Genomic DNA, 18,038 nt, shown 5'->3' with positions numbered 1-18,038 from the left:
CGGTAGGCGGTGGAGTTGACCAGCCCGGGGGCCGCCGCCTCCTCCCACGACAGGTGCGCGGGCTTGGGCATGAGCTGGTTGCTCTTGACCAGCGCCAGCTCGGCCAGGCCGCCGAAGTTGGTCTCGAAGCCCCAGATCCGCTGCTGCGGGTCCATCATCGTGTCGTCGTGACCGGCCGGGTCCTCCAGCTCCACCGACAGGCAGTGCGCGACCACCTCGTCACCGGGCTTCCACCGGTTCACGCCGGGGCCCACCCGCAGCACGACGCCGGCCAGGTCGGAGCCCACCACGTGGTAGGGCAGGTCGTGCCGGCGGGTCAGGTCGTTCTGCCGGCCGTAGCGCTCCAGGAACCCGAAGGTGGACACCGGCTCGAAGATCGACGTCCAGACGGTGTTGTAGTTCACCGAGGAGGCCATCACCGCCACGATCGCCTCACCCGGGCCCAGCTCCGGCGTCGCCACCTCCTCCACGTGCAGGGACTTGCGCGGGTCCTTCTCCCGGGTGGGCATCCCGGCGAACATGTCCTGCTCGTCCTTGCGGACGAGGACCGCCCGGTAGGACTCCGGCACCGGCAGTCCGCCGATGTCGCTCAGCTGGTCGGCGAGGATGGCGTCCCTGATCTCGTTCACGGTTGATCTCCCGTCGGCGATGACGTCTCTGGCGTGGGCCTGGTACGCGAGCGATGGCCGGGGGCACGGGCCCAGCGCGCGGGCGAGCACCGACGTGACGGCCGGTCCTGCGACCCGCACACCCGGGGTGGCCAGGTGGCCCGGCGGCGCATCAGGACGGGTGGGGTCACCCCGACGACCTCCGCTCGGGAGCTCGGTCGTGGCCCGGCGGCCGAGTTCCCTGCGGCGCGGTCCCGAGATGGTGCGGGGCGGACAGATCGTGTCCGGCCAGACGCGACGATCTCCGTTCGTGGGAAGGATTCCCCGGGCACATGCATAACCAAACGGTTGGCCGCTGTCAACAGCACGAGTGCCGATCGCCAGATGCATGGGACGACCTGCTGCCACCTAGCCACCGATGAGCCGGGTCGACGGCCGTTCGCCGGCGGGGGCATCCGGGTCCCCGTCCCCGCACCCGTCCTGCCAACCAACTTTTTGACACAGGAGAGCGTCGATCCCCATACTCGGTCGCCGGTCTTCATCGTGGGCGACCTTCCGTCAGCAGCGTGGCGGAGCAGGGAGGAACCCGAATGCGCGCATACACCGAGCCCTGGTGGGTCCAACTTCCGGAGGGGTTCTCGACGCCGGAGTTCGACACGGAGATCTGGACGCCCAGGAAGCCGCTGGTCATCGTCCCGTCCCGGCTCATCGACTCCTCGGCGCCCGTCTACGGATACGGGACGCCCGGCCCGACCGACAACGACCTGCTGTCCCAGCACGACGGCGTGCCGATGGGCGAGCACATCACCGTGCACGGCCGGGTCACCGACAGCTGGGGACGCCCAGTGCGCGACATGCTGGTCGAGATCTGGCAGGCCAACGCCGCAGGCAAGTACGTGCACGACCACGACCCCACTCCCAAGCCGCACGACCCCCACTTCACGGGGGCCGGCCGCACGCTCACCAACGCCCACGGCGAGTACACCTTCAAGACCATCAAGCCGGGCGCCTACCCCTGGTGGCGGGACCCGGAGGCGTGGCGCGCGCAGCACATCCACTTCGGCCTCACCGGCCGCGGCCTGACCGAGCGCTACGTCACGCAGATGCAGTTCCCCGGTGACCCCCTCCTCTCCCGCGACCCGGTCGTCAGCACCATCCCCGACGCCAAGGCGCGCGAACGGCTCGTCGCCGAGCTCGACTGGGAGGCCGCCATCCCGGGGATCACGGTCGGCTACCGGTTCGACATCGTCCTCGGCGGCGTGCACGCCACCCCCGCGGAGCACTGACGTGACCACGACGGCAGGCGACCGCGACGGCGCCGCGACCGCCTCGTCCGACCGGCTGGTCCCCACTCCGCGCACCATCCTCGGCCCGTACTTCACACTCGGCATGCACGTGCGCCCGACCCTGCAGCCCGCAGGTCACCAGGTCCCCATCACCGTCAGCGGACGCGTGCTCAACGCGCTGGGCGAGCCGGTCATGATGACGATGGTCGAGACCAGCCAGCCGGAGGGTTGGACGCGGTACTTCACCGGCCTGGACGGCGCGTACGTGATCACCACCGTGAAGCCGCAGGCGACGCCCGGTCGGGCACCGCACCTGCTGCTGCTGGTCATGAGCGGCAACTTCATGATCCGTCCGGCCGTGACCTGCCTCTACTTCCCGGACGAGGACAACGACACCGACGAGCTGCTCCAGCAGCTGTCGCCGGAGCAGCGGGCCACGATGCTCGCCCGCCGCACCGACATCGGCTACGAGTTCGACATCCACCTCGCCGGCGACTCCGAGACCACTTTCCTCGGCTGGCCCGGTCTCCTCGACGACGAGGAGTGAGGCGCTGGTATCCGTGGTGACCGGCACGGACGACGTCGTCGCGGTCCCGAACGGCGAGCTCGCCTACTGGGACACCGGCGGGCCGGGACCGGCCGTCGTCCTGCTCCATCCCGCGACCGGAACGGCGGCGACCTGGTCACCCCAGCGGGAGCCCCTGGCCGCCGCCGGGTTCCGCGTCATCGCCTACACCCGGCGCGGCCATCTCGGGTCGACCGCCGTGGACCCCGACCACCCTGTGCCGGCGGCCGAGGACCTGAGGGCGCTGATCGGCGCCCTGGGGCTCGGCCCCATCCACCTCGTCGGCGCCGCCCTGGGCGGCTTCTACGCCGTCGACTTCGCGCTGGCGTTCCCCGACCTGCTCCGCTCGCTGAGCGTGGCCGGCAGCATGCTCGGCATCTCCGACGAGTCGTGGCGTGCGGCGCTGGACCGCGTGAAGCTGCCCCACTCGGCGGAGCTCCCGCCGGAGTTCCTCGAGTTGGGGCCGAGCTACCGCGCCGAGGACCCCGACGGCGTCGAGACCTGGCGACGGATCGCGGACTCGGCGCGCCCGGCGGGCCTCCGCCTGCAGCCGTTCGTCAGCCGGATCACCTGGGCGACCCTGGCGGGCCTGCGCGTCCCGGCGCTGGTCGTGGGCGGCGGGGCCGACCTCCTGGTGCCGGCCCCGTTCATGGAGTTCGCAGCATCCCGGTTGCCGCGCGCCCGGTACGTGAGCGTGCCGGACGCCGGCCACGCCATCGCCTGGGAACGGCCGGGCCCGTTCAACGCCGCCCTCCTCGAGTTCCTCCGCGCCGCGTAGACGTCATCCAGCCCAGCCCGCTCAGCGATGTGGGTCGCAGGCGGCGCGGACCCCCGTCGGGCCGATCACCGCGGGGTGTCGACGACCTCGCTGGGCCGTTCGGCCTGGCGCTCGAGCAGGCGCTGACGCTCGACACGTCGCTCCCGCTGGGCAACCGGATCGGCGACGGGCGCGGCCATCAGGAGCCGCTGCGTGTAGGGGTGCTGCGGATCTCCGGTGACCTGGGCCGCGGAGCCCAGTTCGACGATCTTCCCCTGCAGCAGAACCGCGATCCGGTGACTGATGGCGCGCACCACGGCGAGATCGTGGGTGATGAACAGGTAGGCGACCCCGGTCGTCTCCTGGATCTCCTTGAACAGCGTCAGGATCCTCGCCTGGGTGGACATGTCGAGCGCGCTCGTCGGCTCGTCACAGACGACCAGCTTGGGATCCAGTACCAGGGCCCGGGCGATCGCGATCCGCTGGCGTTGGCCGCCGGAGAACTCGCGGGCGAGGCGCCGGCCCGCGTCCTGCGGCAGGTGGACCTGGTCGAGCAGACGCCGGACGATGTCGCGCCCGCCCTTCTCCCCCCTGGCCAGCAGCGGCTCCGTCAGGATGTCCTCGATGGTCATGGCCGGGTTCAGCGACGAGTAGGGATCCTGGAACACCACCTGGAGGTCCTTCGCGGTGCGGCGTCGCTCGGCGCGGGAGAGCGTCGAGATGTCCCGTCCTCCGAAGACCACCCGACCACCGGTCACGGGTGCGAGGCCGAGCAGGGCCCGCCCCAGGGTGGTCTTGCCGGACCCGGACTCCCCGACCAGCCCCACCGTCTCGTGCTCGCAGATGTCGAGGGAGATGCCGTCGAGGACCGTCAACGGGGGTGACCGGAACCCTCGGGTGGGATAGCTGACCTGGACGTCCTGCAAGGACAGGAGCGGTGTACCGGAGGCGGAACCCCCGGCGGAGGCGTTCACGCGCCGCTCCCGACGGCGAGCGGCGTCCGCAGCTCGGCGCCGTCGAGCGAGGAGTTCAACAGCATGCGCGTGTACTCGTGCTCCGGGGAGGCGAACAGGTCGCGGGCACTGCGGCTCTCCACGATCCGTCCCGACTGCATCACGCTGACCCTGTCGCAGAGGTCCGCCACTACGCCGAAGTTGTGCGTCACGATCACCATGCCGAGTTCTCGTTCCTGCTGGAGGTTCCGCAGCAGCTCGAGGACGTCGGCCTGCACCGTCACGTCGAGCGCTGTCGTCGGCTCGTCCGCGATGATGAGCTCGGGGTCGCCGGCCAGTGCGCCGGCGATCAACACCCGCTGCGCCATCCCGCCCGACACCTGGTGGGGATAGAGGTCGAAGACACGGGCGGGGTTCCTGATCCCCACGCGGTCCAGGAGCTCGAGCAGTTGCTGCCTGGCCTCGCGCCGGGACACGTCCTTGACCGCCCGGAGGCCGTAGGTGAGCTGCTGCCCGACCGTGAAGGTGGGATCGAGGTTGCTCAGCGGCTCCTGGGGCACATAGGCGATGCGGCGCCCGCGGACCTCGCGCATGCGCCTGGGGTCGGCCAGGAGGTCCTCGCCGTGGAACTCGATCGCGCCGCGGAGGATGACCGCCTCCGGCGGGAGGATGCCGAGGATCGAGAGGGCGACCTGCGACTTCCCGGAGCCGGACTCCCCCACCAGCCCGTGGATCTCACCGCGCTCGACCACCAGGTCGACGCCGTGGACGACGGGCTTCACCGTGGTCGTCGAGTCGGGGTAGCCGATGGCCAGGTCGCACACCCGCAGGAGGGGGAGCCGGTCGGACTGCCCCGCCTCACTGCGCGGCTCCGCCTCGCTGACCTGCTCGGCCCGCAGCCGTCGGACCACCGCCGGGGACAGGGCCGTGGGCCTGCTCGCGGACGCCTGCAGGGCGTCACGGATGACGTTCCCCAGCATGACGAGGGACAGCGTGGTCGCGCCGATCAGCAGCACCGGCCAGACCACCGCGACCCGGTTGACGAAGATGTTGTTGAACGCGTCCTGGAGCATCCGCCCCCAGGAGGGATCGGTGGGATCACCCAGGCCGAGGAACTCCAGTGCCGCCTGGACGGCGATGGCCGAGGCCAGCACGAACGCGCTGTGCACGATGATCGGCCCGCGGACCGCCCGGAGGACGTGTCGGGCGACGATGCGCCGGTCGGACAGGCCGGCGACCTTGGCCGCGTCGATGTAGAGCTCGTGGCGGATGGACTGGACCAACGACCGCACCAGCCGGAAGTACGACGGCGAGATCAGGACCCCGTAGACCGCCATGGCGAGCAGGATGTTCGGTCCGATGACGGTGTAGAGCACGATCAGCAGGACGATGCCGGGCAGCGCCAGGAGCACGTTCGAGATCCAGTCGGCGGCGTCGTCGAGGCGGCCGCCGAAGTAGCCGGCGATCAGGCCGGCGGTCCCGCCCAGGAGTGAGCTGACGACGAGCACCACGAGGATCGCCACGAGGGTGCCGCGGGTGGCGAACATGAGGCGGCTCAGGATGTCTCGCCCGGTGTTGTCGCCGCCGAGCCAGAAGTCGGTGCTGAAGGGCCCGGCGTTCGTCAGTTCCAGCCGCGCGAGGTTCGGGTCGTTGGGCGCCAGCCAGGGCGCGAGGACCCCGAACGCCACGATCAGGACCAGGAGCAGGACCGTCACGAACCCCACGGGGTTGCCCAGCACTCGGCGCCACAGCCGGCGCCCCACCACAGGGGCGTCGAGTTGAGGGCTGACCAGGTTGGACGTGACCTCGCTCATGACAGCCTCACCCTCGGGTTGATCCACGCGTTCACGACGTCGGCCAGGATGTTCACGACGAGGACCAGCAGGGTCCCGAAAACGACGACGCCCATCACGGACGGCAGGTCGCCGGCGATCGCCGCCCTGATGGTGAACTGGCCGACGCCCGGGAGGGCGAAGATCTGCTCGATGAGCACCGCCCCTCCGACGAGGCCGATGGTCTGCACGGACAGGATCGTCAGGCCGGGTGCCGCGGCGTTGCGCAGCGCGTGGCGGAGCACGACCGCGCGCTCGGGTACACCGCGCGAGCGCAGGGTCCGGATGTAGTCCTGCTTCAGGGCGTCCACCATCGCGCCACGGAACTGCTGGGCCGAGTTGGCCACCATGTGGATCACCAGGGCGGCGATCGGCAGCACCAGCGACGTCGCCCAGCGTCCGGGGTCCTCGCCGAAGGGCACGTAGCCCGTCGCCGGGAAGATCGGGAGTGCGATGGCGAACAGGAACGTCAGCGCGATCGCCACGAGGAAGCTCGGCAGCGCCGCCGCGCCGCCGGCCAGGAACTGCAGCGAGCGGTCGACCCAGCCTCCCTTGACGGCCGAGACGACCCCCACGGCGATGCTGAGCACGGACGTGACCAGCAGGGCGAGGAAGATGATCGAGAGCGTGACGGGGATGCGCGTCGCGAGGATGCTCGTGACGGTCTCGCCGGAGTTGAAGCTGCGGCCGAGGCTCCCGGTCAGGAGACTGCCGAGCCACTTGACGTACTGGACGAGGACCGGCTGATCGAGGTTCAGCTCGTTCACCCGCTGCGCGATCTGGTCCTCGGTGGCCAGCTCACCGAGGTTGTTGCGCACGGACTCCTCACCATTGGAGAAGACGAGGAGGAAGGTCACGAAGGTGACCGCGATGAACAGGACCAGGCCAGCGGCGAGTTTGCGCCCGATGAACATCAGCATTGCGACCTCACGGCAGTCTTCGGACGAGCGGTACGGATGGGGTCACCCGGTGAGGTGGAGCGTGGTGGCCGGCCGGCAGGACCTGCAGTCCCGCCGGCCGGCCGGCAGGCCCTCTTACTCCATGGGCCCGAAGGCGTAGAGCGGAGGCGTGGTGCCGATCGTCCCGGAGACGGTGACGGTGTCGTTGAAGGCCCAGGTCACGTCCGGGTTGCCGAAGGGGGCGAACCAGGCGTTCTCGACGAGGAACTCGTTGATCTGCTGGTAGATGTCCCCCGCCTCGTCCGGGTCGGCGACCGCCCACTGCGCCAGCAGGTCGTTCAGCGCGGGGTCCTCGTTGTGCAGGGGGTTGAAGCTCCCCTGCGGCCGGACGTAGTTCGTCACCTGCTCGACCTCGGGGTTCACCGGCAGCTTGTAGACGAACATCGGGAACTCGCCGCCGACGATGCGCGGGATCGACTCCTGGCGCGGGATGGAGACCGGGGTGGCCCGGATGTTCAGCTCGGCCAGCTGCTGCACCGTGATGGCGGTGTACTCCTGGTTGTAGTTCTCCACCTCCGGGAGCGTCACGTCGAACCCGTCGGCGTAGCCGGCGTCCTCCATCAGCTGCTTCGCGGCCTCGACGTCGTACTCGTAGTGGTCCGTGAGGTCCTCGTCGTACCCACTGGTCCCCGGGCCGAAGATGGAGGCGTTCGCGGTGCCGTGGCCGTTCCAGATGGCCTGGACGATGGCGTCCCTGTCGAACACCATGTTGATCGCCTGCCGCACCCGCACGTCCGCGAGCGCCGGGATCTGCGTCCCCGCCCGGTCCGTGAAGTAGATCCCGCTCCACACGTTGGGGAAGGTCTCGACGTGGCTACCCGATGACTCCGCCTGCTGGACGCTGGCGAGCGAGAGCTCGGCGCCGTCGATCTGCCCGGACGCCAGAGCGTTGAGCTGGGCGGTCTCGTCGGGCATGACCATGAACTCGATCTTGTCGTAGGCGAAATCGTCCGGGTTCCAGTAGTCGGGGTTCCGGTCGAAGACGAACTTGCTCCCGACGACCGACTCCGCGGTGTTGTAGATGTACGGGCCGCTGCCGATCGGCTGCGTGTCCAGGGTTGCCGGGTTGTCGAGCGTCGCGGGGCTCACCAGCTGGCCCGCCGAGGCCCCGAGCTGGGAGACCAGGCCCGGGTTGGGAGCCGGCAACGTGAGGGTGATGGTCATGTCGTCCACCACGTCCACGGTGATGCCCCGCAGGCGGCCCGAGTCGACCCCGCCCCCGTCGCGGAACCCCTCCAGGCTGAACTTGGCGGCTTCCGCGTTGACCGGCTTCCCGTCGGTGAACGTCATGCCGTCACGCAGCTTCAGCGTGAGCACCGTCTTGTCCTCGTTGTACGAGAACTCCTCCGCGGCGTTGGGCTCGACAGTGCCGTCGGGGTTCGTCCGCAGCAGGGTGTCGTAGACCGGGCGCCACTCGAGGCCGACGTGCCCGGCGGTGATCTGCTTCCGCCAGTCCCAGCCGGGGAGCGTGTTCTCGAGGCCCAGCGTCAGGACGCCGTCGCCCGTTTCGCCGGATCCAGACCCTGATCCGGAGCCGGATCCACCGCCGCTGGTGCCGCCACATGCGGTGAGCACGAGCGTCCCGGTGACGATCAGCCCGACCGCCCCACGCCTACCGCGTGCTGTAGCCCGCCGGTTTCGGAGCACGTGCCCACCTCCATGAGTCGCAGTGGCAGCGTGTGGTGCTGCTCACTATCGAGGCGGAGCCAACCATACGGTTGGTCACACCGTCAATGGAGACCCAGCGGGTCTGCTACAGCCGTTCCGTCGACCGCATCAGATACCTCGTCGCCGTTCCCGGAGGTCCGGATCCGGGGATCCAGCGGCAGCCGCGCCGGCGCCAGGGCGATGACCTGCCCCCCGGCCCGAGCACCCCGGGCGGGGCGGGCGGCGACAGTCGTGCGGAACCCAGCGGCGAGGCCGTCGACGACCACGGTCGCGGGCTCAGCGACTCGACCGGCCTCGCACCTCCGGCGTCGGCTCGTCAGCGGCCGCGACCGGTCAGTCCGTTGCGATCCGCGACCGGCATGCAGGGGGAGCGCCTCCACCGCGTCGGGGAACACCGCACCGTCGAGAGGCGCACCTCGACCCCTGCCGCGGTCGCTGCCGAACGGCCCGGCCGATCGCCCGACCGGTGTCCCGGACCTCCGCCCTCAGGGCCGGTCGAGGACGGCGAAGAGCAGCCCGCCGATCATCGCGAGGTTCTTGTGGAACTGGATCCGCTGCTGCTTGCGGACCACCGGGTCCTCCGCCGCCCAGTAGGCGTGGCCGGCCAACGTGGTGGGCACCATGGAGCCGACCAACGCCAGCGCCGAGAGCCGGGGCAGCACGCCGAGGGCCAGCATCGCGCCACCCACGACCTGGACGGCGGCGTTGCCCCGGACCACCACCTCGTCCTCCGGCAGCGGCACGGCGCGCCGGATCGCCGCGAGTGTGGGTCCGGCCTGGGCGACGCGGAAACCCGGGGTGAGCAGGGCATCGACGCCGAGCAGGACGTAGGTCGAGGCGGTCAGGACGCGGGCGAGTGGGCGGATCGGGGATGCCATCGGGTCAGCTCCTGGGATCAGCGAGGGTCGAACGGACGTGCGGCGGCTCCGGCCGCGTGCTCTGCGACGGCCCCGGCAACAGCTCCGTGCGGGCTCGGATGGGGAGGGAGCCGCGAGACGCGGATCCCGCCGGGCGACTACTCGATCGGAGCCGCCGGCACCACCGACTCGCCGGGCACCATCACGAACGTCTCCTCGGCGGTGTACCAGGTGCCCTCGATACCCGGCTCGGGTGCGGGCCCGGTGTGCTCCTCGAAGCCGCCCATCATGAGGTCCTTCGTGGCGCCGAACGCCGCGTCCTGGTGGAGGTGCGGGTCGAGCGGGTGGAAGATCTGCGTCACGAGGGTCCGGAGCCCCTCGCGGTGCAGCATGAAGTGGATGTGCGCCGGCCTCCACGCCGGGCGCTTCGCGAGCCGCAGCATGGTCCCGAGGGGCTCCACGGTCGGGATCGGGTACCCGCCGGGGAGCACGGACCGGAACTGGAACGTCCCGTCGGCACCCGTCGTGAAGCGAGCGCGGAGGTTCATCTCCTCCTGCTCTTCGTCCTGGTTCTCGTAGAGCCCGTCGGGCGTCGCCTGCCACACGTGGACGGTGACGTCGGGCAGCGGGTTGCCCGACGGGTCGAGGACGCGCCCGGTGAACAACAGCGGCTCCCCCGGAGTCTCGGAACGGAGCAACGAGCCGCCGCTCTCGACGAAGGGGGCACCCTGCCGCCACACCGGCCCGAGGACCGAGCTCGCCGTGTGGTGCGCGCCGCCGGTGACGGCGGTGTCCTCGAGCAGGCAGACCAGCGTCGACACACCGAGCAGGTCCGACAGCGCCATCGCGCGGTTGGACCCGGGCCCGGCCCCCCGGCCGAGCGCGTTGACGAAATCGAGCGCCTGCCGCCACTCCTGGTTGGTCAGGCCGACCTCCCGCACGAACGCGTGCAGGTGCGAGATCGCGGACGTGACCAGCTCGCGGAGGCGTTCGTCCTCGATGCGGGAGTACGAGGCCAGCACCGTGGGCGTGAGCGACGCCAGGTCCTCGACGAAGTCGGAGTGGCCGTCGGCCTGTTCGTGAGCCTGGGAGTCAGTCATCGGAACCCTCAATCCAGAGCCTCGGTAGCCGGAGTGCCACCGGCGCACCGCACCGGCCGGTCCCGCCGGGGAGATCGAAGGCACCGTATGCGACGGGTACCCTCCGCGGCAACCGTCTGGTTACCGGTTCCGTCAAGCGTCGACCGGGTCGCCCGGGTGTCTCTTGACCGGGGCGAACCGCGGCCCTCAGGATCCCCCTCTGCCGATCCGCCTCGGGGACCGGGGCCGGCCTCCCTCCACCCTTGGAGCACCCACCGATGGCAGCACGAGTCGAGAAGCTCACCTCGGACATCGCCTGGAGCACGCCCGACCGGATCGTGGTGAAGGGACAGGACCTGTGCGGGGACCTGCTGGGCAAGCAGTCCCTGGGTGACGTCGCTTTTCTGATCATGACCGACCGGCTCCCGACGAGCGAGAACGAGTCCGTCATGTTCAACGCCCTGGCGGTGACGTTGATCGAGCACGGGATGACGCCCAGTGCCATCGCGACGCGCATGACGGTGACCGGTGCCCCGGAAGCGATGCAGGCCGCCATCGCCGCGGGGCTGGCGGGACTCGGCAGCGTCTTCGTGGGCAGCATGGAGACCGCTGCCCACCTCCTCCAGGACGCCGTCCCGGACCCCACCGCTCCCGTCGACGTCGACGGGCTCGCGAGCGAGGTGGTCACGGAGCTGCGCTCCCGGAAGGCGCAGGTCCCCGGCATCGGTCATCCCGTGCACAAGCCGGTCGACCCGCGGGCCGTCCGGCTGTTCGAGCTGGCGGAGGAGACCGGGTTCTCCGGGCCCTACGTCGCCCTGATGCAGCGGATCGCCGCCGTCGCCGGCGAGCGGGCGGGCAGGGAGCTGCCGGTCAACGCCACCGGGGCGATCGCCTCCATCGCGTCGGAGATGGGGATCTCCTGGACGGTGATCCGGGGCATCGGCGTGATCTCACGGTGCATCGGCCTCGTGGGACACGTCCGCGAGGAGCTCACCAACCCGATCGCCCGCGAGATCACCGCCCGCGTCGGCCGCGAGACGAGCGAAGCCGCCATCCGCGCGAGCGAGCAGCGCTGATGGACGCGCCCCCGCTGTCGCCGATCGAGGTGCTGGGCTCCTACCCCGAGCACGACTACACGCTGGCCGGCCTGGTGGCCAGCCGCTCGGCTCCGGACCCGGACCGGGCACTGGTGCTCGACGAGGTGGGGAACACGCTCTCCTGGCGTGAGGTCGTCGCCCGTGCCGAGGCGCTGGCGGTGTCCTTGCACGGCCGGGGCGTACGTCGCGGCGACCGAGTGGCGATCGTGTCGCGCAACGACGTCGCGCACGTCCTCCTCCTGCTGGCGGCCGCCCGCCTCGGCGCGATCACGGTCCCGGTGAACTCCGAGCTGGGGGTGGAGGAGGTCGCCGGCCTGTTCGAGCACGCCGGCGCCACCGGCATCGTCGTCTCGCCCGAGCTCCTGGACACCGTCCGGGAGGCGCGCGGCCGCCTGGCCGAGCAGCCCTGGCTGTGCACCACCGGCCGGGTCGAGGGCAAGCCGTGCTTCGAGGACCTGTCGGATCCCCGGACAGCCGGGTCGCTCGACCCGGCCGCCACCGACGGCGTGTCCGCGGATGACGCCGCGATCATCATCTTCACGTCGGGAAGTTCCGGCCGGCCCAAGGGCGTGGTGCACACCCAGCGCAGCCTGATCCTGTCCGGCGAGGCCTACGTCGAGCGCGTCCACCTGCAGCCCCGGGACAGGGTGCTGGTCATCCTGCCGCTGTTCCACATCAACGCGATGTTCTACTCGCTCTGCGGGACCCTGGCGGCGGGTGCGTCGTGCATCGTGGTCCCCCGGTTCTCGGCCGGGCGGTTCTGGCACACCGCGGCGGACCTCGGGGCGACGGTCGTCAACGCGACCAACACGGTGCTCAACATCCTCGTGTCGCGCCCCCGCGCCGAGTACCGCGAGGACCACCCGCTCCGGGTCGTCTCCGGCGGCGGACCGCCGCACACCGAGCAGTTCCTGCGCGAGGAGTGCGGCATCCCCACGATCATCGCCGGCTACGGGATGACGGAGATCCCCGGAGTGCTCTCCACCCCCTTCGACGGCCCGCGCGCTCCCGGCAGCATGGGCGTGGTGGGCAGCCACCCGGACCGCTCCCGGCCCTGGGCCGAGTGCCGCGTCGTCGACGGGCAGGGCGAGGACGTGCCGGTCGGCGAGGTCGGTGAACTGTGGGTGCGGACGCCGAACGTCATGAAGGAGTACTTCCGCGACGAGGAGCGCACACGTGCGGCCTTCCGCGAGGGCGGGTGGTTCTGCACGGAGGACCTCGTCCGGCGCGACGCCGACGGCGTCTTCACCTTCGTCGCGCGCAACCGGGACATCGTCAAACGGCGCGGCGAGAACATCTCCCCGGTCGAGGTGGAGAAGGTCATCCTGAGGCATCCCGCGGTGCTGGACGTGGCGGTGATCCCCGTTCCCGGCGAGCTCGGCGACGAGGAGCTCTGCGCGGTGACCGTGCTGGTCCCCGGGCACGAGGCCACCGCGAGCGAGATCGCGGGCTTCTGCGCGGAGCACCTCGCCCCGGTCAAGGTGCCACGGTTCGTCGCGTTCATGGACGACCTGCCGCGTACGGGTCCGGACAAGGTCGCCAAGCACGTGCTCCGGGCGGACCCGCGGGTGCTTGAGACCGCCACCGACCTCGGTCGAACGAGCGCTTCGCGCCGGCTCTGAGGACCCGGCGCCCGCTCGGGACGGCGACGGCAGTGCGGCAGGAGGTCCCCCCGCCGCGGGCGGAGCAGCACCTCAGGCGGACGGGGTGAGCCCCTCGCGGCAGAAGTCGGCGAAGGCATGGGCCCGGCGGGTCAGACGGGCCGACCGGGCGTGGGCCAGCACGATGTCGACCCCGCGGACGTCGTCCGCGATCTCCAGGTAGGCCAAGGGCAGTCCGGCGTACGTCGTGGGCCCGGGCCGGTGCAGCACCATGGAATAGCCGACCCCGCACGCGACGAGCGAGCGCACCGATTCCGCGGTGGTCGTCGTCATCGCCACCCGGGGCTGGACGCCGGCGCTGCCGAGGATCTCGCGGAAGAGGTCCTCGCTCGGCGGCATGTCGGGCATGACCATCGGCTCGTCCCGCAGCTCGACGAGCCGGATGGGGTCGTCGCTACGCGCGAGCCGGTGGTCCGCCGGCACGATCACGCACGGCCGGAGGGTGTGGAGGGGTGTCGTCGCGACCTCGGGCAGAATGCCGGTCTCGTACATGAGGGCGACCTCGCAGCGCCCGTCGAGCAGCCGCTCGTGCACCTGCTCCACCGAACCCTCGAACAGGTCGATGACGACGGAGGAGTGGCGGCGGGGGAAGCCGCTCAGGACCCGCGGGACGAGGTACGGAGTGAGCGTCGTGTAGCAGCCGAGCACCAGGGTGCCGCCGACACCCTGGCCCAGGTTCCGCGCCATGGAGTGCAGATCACCCGCCTGGGCGAGCAGGCTGCGGATCTCCGGCAGCATCGCCAGTCCCGCAGCGGTCGGCGCCACCCCCCTCGCCTTGCGCCGCGTGAACAGCTGCACCCCCAGGGCCCGCTCCAGGTCGGCGACTGCCAGCGACACCGCCGACTGCGACACGTTGAGGCGCCCGGCCGCGCCGGCCATCGTCCCGTCGTCGGCGACCGCCAGCGCGTACTCCAGCTGACGCAGGGTGGCCCGCGGGGACGGCGTGCTCATGGATCGACCGTACCGCCGGGATGAGTGCACCTCATCTTGTCGGCCAGTAAGACCCGCTTTGCAGATCCTATGACCCCCGGCACGCTGAGGACCCGAACGCGTACGAGAGGGCCAGCATGCCGACCGTTGTCTTCCATCAGCCCGACAGCCCGCCTGACGTCGTCGAGGGCAAGGCCGGGACGAGCCTGATGCGCGCCGCGGTCGAGAACAACGTCCGCGGGATCGTCGGGGAGTGCGGTGGCCAGGCCATGTGCGCGACCTGCCACGTCTACGTGCACCCCGAGTACCTCGACGAGCTCGAGCCCATCGGCGAGGACGAGGACGAGATGCTCGAGGACACCGCTGCACCCCGCCTCGACCGCAGCCGCCTCGGCTGCCAGGTAGCGCTCGACGACGCGCTGCCGGAGATCCACGTCGACGTCCCCCCGACCCAGGTGTGAGCGAGCGTCCGGTGGAGCACGTCGTCGTCGTCGGCGCCGGGCACGCGGGAGTCCAGTGCGCGGCGTCCCTGCGCGACGGCGGGTTCGCGGGCGCGATCACCATGGTGGCCGAGGAGGAGCACCTCCCCTACCAGCGACCACCGCTGTCGAAGGACCACCTCGGCGAGGAGCCCACGCCCCTGCCCCTCCGCGGGGCGACGTTCTACGGCGACAGTGCCGTGGAACTGCTCACCGGGGTCACCGCGACGGGCATCGACCGGGAGCGCCGCCAGGTCACGCTGAGCGACGGGCGGGCACTGACGTACAGCACCCTGGTGCTCGCGACCGGTGCCCGGGCCCGCCGACTGCCGGGCGTCGACGAGGCGCATCTCGGCGTCCACCAGATCCGCACGCTGGGCGATGCGGACAAGCTCCGGGCCGCGCTGGAGAAGGCTCGTCGGGCGGTCGTCGTCGGCGCGGGCTTCCTGGGCCTGGAGTTCGCGGCCGTCGCCGGCAAGAAGGGCCTCGACGTCACGGTGCTGGAAGGCGGCACCCGGGTGCTGGGCAGGTCGGTGTCCCCCGACATGTCGGCGCACATCGCGGAGGCGCACGAGGCGAGCGGCATCCGGCTCGTGCTCCACGAGGGACTGTCCTCCGTCCAGGTGGGCGAGCACGCAGCCGAGGCGGTCGTGGGCGCGAGTGGAAAGGTCTATCCGGCCGACCTGGTGCTCCTCGCCGTCGGGGCGAATCCGCGCGACGACCTCGCGCGCGAGGCCGGTCTGGAGGTCGCGGACGGGATCCTGGTGGACGCCGACCTGCGTACCTCGGATCCCGCCATCCTGGCGATCGGGGACTGCGCCCGGCTGTCGAATCCCGCGCTGGGCTCACCGGGACGGCTCGAGTCGGTGCAGAACGCCACCGATCAGGCCCGGCATGCGGCAGAGGTGATCCTCGGCAGCGCAGGCCCCTTCGCGGCCGTGCCGTGGTTCTGGAGCCACCAGGGCGCGCTGCGGCTGCAGATCGCCGGTGTCCGGGGGCCGGATGACCCCACGGTGACGATCGGCGACGTCGAGGCCGGCAGGTTCTCGGTGCTCTCCTTCCGGGACGACCGGTTGACCTGTGTCGAGTCGCTGAACCGGCCCGCCGACCACCTCGCCGCTCGACGCCTCCTCGCCGGCGACCGTCGGCCCGGACCCGGCGATGTCACGGCACCCGACTTCCAGTTGAAGAAGTTCGCAGCCCCCTGAGCCCCGTATCCGAGTGACCGAGGAGTCCGATGACGACCACCGATCAGCCGCTGAGCGCGGGCGGCGCCCCGACCGCCGACTGGGTGGACCTGGGCGAGTTGGCCCGGGATCCGTACGACACGTACCGGCGCCTGCGGGAGATGGGCCCGGTCGTCTGGGTCCCGGTCCTCAACCGCTACCTGTGCCTCTCCTACAGCGGGTGCCGCGCCCTCGAGGCCGACCAGGAGACCTTCACGGCCACCGCCTCGGCCCTCGCATCGACGCGCGCCCTGGGCGGGCCGGCCATGCTGGGCAAGGACGATCCCGAACACGCGGCGGAGCGGGCACCCATCAACCGGTCGATGCGTCCGAAGAACGTCCGGGAGTTCTGGGCGCCGCTGTTCGAACGCAACGCCCGGATGGGCCTCGACGAGCTCAGTGCCGTGGGCCCGGAGGCGGCCGACCTCAACCGGGACTTCGCCGGGCCGCTGTCGGCCCGCAACCTCACCGACATGGTGGGCCTCAAGGGCGCCCGGCCGGCGGACATGGTCCGGTGGTCGCACGCCTTCACCTCCGAGCAGGCCAACATGCAGGAGATCCCCGCGATCCGGGCGGACGCCGAGACGGCGCGGCGCGAGGTGGACGAGCTCCTGGACGAGCTCATCCCGTATTACCGCCAGCACCCCGACTCGTCGCTGGCCTCGGCGTGGGCGAACTCCGGCCTTCCCCGCGACGACGTCTACGCCAACGTCAAGCTCACCATCGCGGGCGGCCTCAACGAGCCCAAGCACATGGTGTCGACGATGGTGTGGGCGCTGACCGACCACCCGCACCAGCGCGACCTGCTGTCCGCCGAGCCCGGACGGTGGGCCGAGGCCTTCGACGAGGCGATTCGCTGGGTGTCACCGATCGCCATCCTGCCGCGCATCGTCACGCGGCCGACCACGTTCGAGGGCGTGGACCTGCCGGTGGGAGCGGTCGTCTGCCCGGTCATCGGCGCGGCCAACCACGACCCTGACGTCTTCGAGCGGCCGGAGGAGTTCGACCTCACCCGGCCCCGCGTGTCCCACCTCGGCTTTGGCAGCGGCGTCCACCAGTGCGCCGGCCACTGGGCGGCCCGCATCGGGATCGGCGAGATCGCGGTACCGATGCTGTACCGCGAGCTCCCCGGCCTGCGGATCGACCGCCGCCGTCCCGCGAGCTGGTCCGGGTGGGTGTTCCGCGGCGTGGAAACGGCACCGGTGACCTGGGACGCCGCTTGATCAGGCGGACGCCCGCGTCACGGGTCCCCTCCCGACGTCGTGCCAGGGCCGGGGCTGATGGCCAGGAGCGCTGAGCACACCGCGGGCTCCTCCAGGATGAGGTGGTGGTGCGTCCCGGGGACCGACACCATCACGTAGGGCCCCCCCGAGTGTTCGGTGATCCGCGGGGCGGCCAGCTCGTGCAGGTGCTCGCTGTGCTGGCTGAAGATCCACGTGGTGGGGCAGTCGATCTGCGACACCAGACGGTCGAGCGCCGGATCGGCGTACTCGCCCCGCGCGGCCTCGTCGCGGCGCCAGGTCCAGCCTCTCGGGGTCTCCTCCACGTTGGCGTCGATCAGGAGCCGGGTGAGCTCCGGCGCGGGCAGCTCCTGGGCCGGGAGCAGCCGGAACCGCTCGGCCAGCTCCTCGCGGCTCCGGTAGTACCGGCGCGGCTGCGGTCGTGGGTGCCGGCGCAGCCCCGGCCGCGGCCGCGGGTAGGCGTCGAACACCACGAGGCGCTCCACGAGCGCCGGGTGGGAGGCGGCCGCCACAACTGCCACCACTCCCCCCATGCTGTGCCCCACGACGGTGGCAGGGGCGCCGAGCCGGTCGATCACCGCCGCCACCTCGGCCGCCCAGATCTGCCAGTCGTAGGAGCTCCGGTGGTCGCTGCGACCGTTCCCCGAGAGCTCGATCATGGCCACGTGGTGCTCCGTCGCGAGCAGCGGCACCATGCCCGCCCACCACGCGTGGTTCGCCCCGAACCCGTGGACGAGGATGAGGGTGTCCTTGGCCGGGTCGCCCGCCGACCACACCGCGATCCGCGCCCCGTCCACCTCGACGAACGACGGTGCCGACGGGAGGGCGGCGGTCGGGCCG

The 18,038-nt window shown here is 71.3% G+C and carries 17 protein-coding genes; 8 read left to right on the top strand and 9 right to left on the bottom strand.

The window, feature by feature from the left end:
* Nucleotides 1–629 (bottom strand): alcohol dehydrogenase catalytic domain-containing protein (locus BM414_RS25615; protein WP_175551809.1); only part of this gene is annotated, 629 nt, incomplete at its 3' end.
* Between the two features lie 569 nt (nt 630–1,198).
* On the opposite strand from BM414_RS25615, the gene BM414_RS25610 reads away from it, so the two are divergent.
* The 3 genes from BM414_RS25610 to BM414_RS25600 are packed head-to-tail and all read left to right on the top strand — an operon-like array spanning nt 1,199 to nt 3,237.
* Nucleotides 1,199–1,894, top strand: a complete 696-nt coding sequence (locus tag BM414_RS25610; RefSeq protein WP_093584255.1) for a dioxygenase family protein — start codon at nt 1,199–1,201, stop codon at nt 1,892–1,894.
* 1 nt (nt 1,895) lies between these two features.
* Nucleotides 1,896–2,441: a peptidase associated/transthyretin-like domain-containing protein gene (locus BM414_RS25605; protein ID WP_093584253.1), complete on the top strand. Its 546-nt coding sequence runs from the start codon at nt 1,896–1,898 to the stop codon at nt 2,439–2,441.
* A gap of 13 nt (nt 2,442–2,454) precedes the next feature.
* The gene (locus BM414_RS25600) at nt 2,455–3,237 is read left to right on the top strand and encodes an alpha/beta fold hydrolase (protein ID WP_175551808.1); all 783 of its coding nucleotides are present in this window, start codon (nt 2,455–2,457) and stop codon (nt 3,235–3,237) included.
* A 65-nt stretch (nt 3,238–3,302) separates the two neighbouring features.
* Here the strand turns inward: BM414_RS25600 and BM414_RS25595 are convergent, their stop codons facing one another.
* The 6 genes from BM414_RS25595 to BM414_RS25565 form a co-directional block, all read right to left on the bottom strand.
* Nucleotides 3,303–4,190 carry an ATP-binding cassette domain-containing protein gene (locus BM414_RS25595; protein ID WP_093584249.1) on the bottom strand — a complete coding sequence of 296 codons (888 nt, stop codon included), beginning with the start codon at nt 4,188–4,190 and terminating at the stop codon, nt 3,303–3,305.
* Nucleotides 4,187–5,983, bottom strand: a complete 1,797-nt coding sequence (locus tag BM414_RS25590) for a dipeptide/oligopeptide/nickel ABC transporter permease/ATP-binding protein (RefSeq protein ID WP_093584247.1) — start codon at nt 5,981–5,983, stop codon at nt 4,187–4,189. Before BM414_RS25590 ends, BM414_RS25595 begins: the two co-directional genes overlap by 4 nt.
* On the bottom strand, nt 5,980–6,921 hold the full coding sequence (locus tag BM414_RS25585; RefSeq protein ID WP_217644934.1) for an ABC transporter permease: 942 nt from the start codon (nt 6,919–6,921) through the stop codon (nt 5,980–5,982). The genes BM414_RS25590 and BM414_RS25585 overlap by 4 nt, the downstream gene beginning before the upstream one ends.
* 114 nt (nt 6,922–7,035) lie before the next feature.
* Nucleotides 7,036–8,607 (bottom strand): ABC transporter substrate-binding protein, encoded by a 1,572-nt coding sequence (locus BM414_RS25580; protein WP_093584245.1) that lies wholly within the window; start codon nt 8,605–8,607, stop codon nt 7,036–7,038.
* Nucleotides 8,608–9,113: 506 nt separating this feature from the next.
* Nucleotides 9,114–9,506, bottom strand: a complete 393-nt coding sequence (locus tag BM414_RS25570; RefSeq protein ID WP_093584241.1) for a DoxX family protein — start codon at nt 9,504–9,506, stop codon at nt 9,114–9,116.
* Between the two features lie 137 nt (nt 9,507–9,643).
* Nucleotides 9,644–10,585: a dioxygenase family protein gene (locus tag BM414_RS25565; protein WP_093584239.1), complete on the bottom strand. Its 942-nt coding sequence runs from the start codon at nt 10,583–10,585 to the stop codon at nt 9,644–9,646.
* 257 nt (nt 10,586–10,842) lie between these two features.
* Between BM414_RS25565 and BM414_RS25560 the strand changes: the two genes are divergently transcribed.
* Both BM414_RS25560 and BM414_RS25555 read left to right on the top strand, forming a co-directional pair.
* Nucleotides 10,843–11,640, top strand: a complete 798-nt coding sequence (locus BM414_RS25560; RefSeq protein ID WP_093584237.1) for a citryl-CoA lyase — start codon at nt 10,843–10,845, stop codon at nt 11,638–11,640.
* Entirely contained in the window at nt 11,640–13,283 is a 1,644-nt protein-coding gene (locus BM414_RS25555; RefSeq protein WP_093584235.1) for a class I adenylate-forming enzyme family protein, read from the top strand. The genes BM414_RS25560 and BM414_RS25555 overlap by 1 nt, the downstream gene beginning before the upstream one ends.
* A 72-nt stretch (nt 13,284–13,355) precedes the next feature.
* Here BM414_RS25555 and BM414_RS25550 read toward each other — a convergent pair whose 3' ends face one another.
* Nucleotides 13,356–14,273 carry a LysR family transcriptional regulator gene (locus BM414_RS25550; RefSeq protein ID WP_093584233.1) on the bottom strand — a complete coding sequence of 306 codons (918 nt, stop codon included), beginning with the start codon at nt 14,271–14,273 and terminating at the stop codon, nt 13,356–13,358.
* A gap of 116 nt (nt 14,274–14,389) precedes the next feature.
* On the opposite strand from BM414_RS25550, the gene BM414_RS25545 reads away from it, so the two are divergent.
* The 3 genes from BM414_RS25545 to BM414_RS25535 are packed head-to-tail and all read left to right on the top strand — an operon-like array spanning nt 14,390 to nt 17,180.
* On the top strand, nt 14,390–14,713 hold the full coding sequence (locus BM414_RS25545; protein ID WP_093584231.1) for a 2Fe-2S iron-sulfur cluster-binding protein: 324 nt from the start codon (nt 14,390–14,392) through the stop codon (nt 14,711–14,713).
* Nucleotides 14,710–15,939, top strand: coding sequence for an NAD(P)/FAD-dependent oxidoreductase (locus tag BM414_RS25540; RefSeq protein ID WP_093584229.1), 1,230 nt, complete (start codon nt 14,710–14,712; stop codon nt 15,937–15,939). Before BM414_RS25545 ends, BM414_RS25540 begins: the two co-directional genes overlap by 4 nt.
* Before the next feature lie 29 nt (nt 15,940–15,968).
* On the top strand, nt 15,969–17,180 hold the full coding sequence (locus BM414_RS25535) for a cytochrome P450 (protein ID WP_093584227.1): 1,212 nt from the start codon (nt 15,969–15,971) through the stop codon (nt 17,178–17,180).
* A 17-nt stretch (nt 17,181–17,197) separates the two neighbouring features.
* Here BM414_RS25535 and BM414_RS25530 read toward each other — a convergent pair whose 3' ends face one another.
* On the bottom strand, nt 17,198–17,995 hold the full coding sequence (locus tag BM414_RS25530) for an alpha/beta fold hydrolase (protein WP_175551807.1): 798 nt from the start codon (nt 17,993–17,995) through the stop codon (nt 17,198–17,200).
* Between the last annotated feature and the right edge of the window lie 43 nt (nt 17,996–18,038).

It is taken from the genome of Geodermatophilus amargosae, assembly GCF_900116515.1.
GTDB lineage: Bacteria > Actinomycetota > Actinomycetes > Mycobacteriales > Geodermatophilaceae > Geodermatophilus > Geodermatophilus amargosae.
This window is presented reverse-complemented; position numbering and strand designations above follow the sequence as displayed.

Coding starts and splice junctions, on each gene's coding strand:
- BM414_RS25565 (WP_093584239.1), bottom strand. CDS start 10,585: ATGACTGACTCCCAGGCTCACGAACAGGCCGACGGCCACTCCGACTTC.
- BM414_RS25585 (WP_217644934.1), bottom strand. CDS start 6,921: ATGCTGATGTTCATCGGGCGCAAACTCGCCGCTGGCCTGGTCCTGTTC.
- BM414_RS25555 (WP_093584235.1), top strand. CDS start 11,640: ATGGACGCGCCCCCGCTGTCGCCGATCGAGGTGCTGGGCTCCTACCCC.
- BM414_RS25560 (WP_093584237.1), top strand. CDS start 10,843: ATGGCAGCACGAGTCGAGAAGCTCACCTCGGACATCGCCTGGAGCACG.
- BM414_RS25545 (WP_093584231.1), top strand. CDS start 14,390: ATGCCGACCGTTGTCTTCCATCAGCCCGACAGCCCGCCTGACGTCGTC.
- BM414_RS25590 (WP_093584247.1), bottom strand. CDS start 5,983: ATGAGCGAGGTCACGTCCAACCTGGTCAGCCCTCAACTCGACGCCCCT.
- BM414_RS25550 (WP_093584233.1), bottom strand. CDS start 14,273: ATGAGCACGCCGTCCCCGCGGGCCACCCTGCGTCAGCTGGAGTACGCG.
- BM414_RS25610 (WP_093584255.1), top strand. CDS start 1,199: ATGCGCGCATACACCGAGCCCTGGTGGGTCCAACTTCCGGAGGGGTTC.
- BM414_RS25570 (WP_093584241.1), bottom strand. CDS start 9,506: ATGGCATCCCCGATCCGCCCACTCGCCCGCGTCCTGACCGCCTCGACC.
- BM414_RS25535 (WP_093584227.1), top strand. CDS start 15,969: ATGACGACCACCGATCAGCCGCTGAGCGCGGGCGGCGCCCCGACCGCC.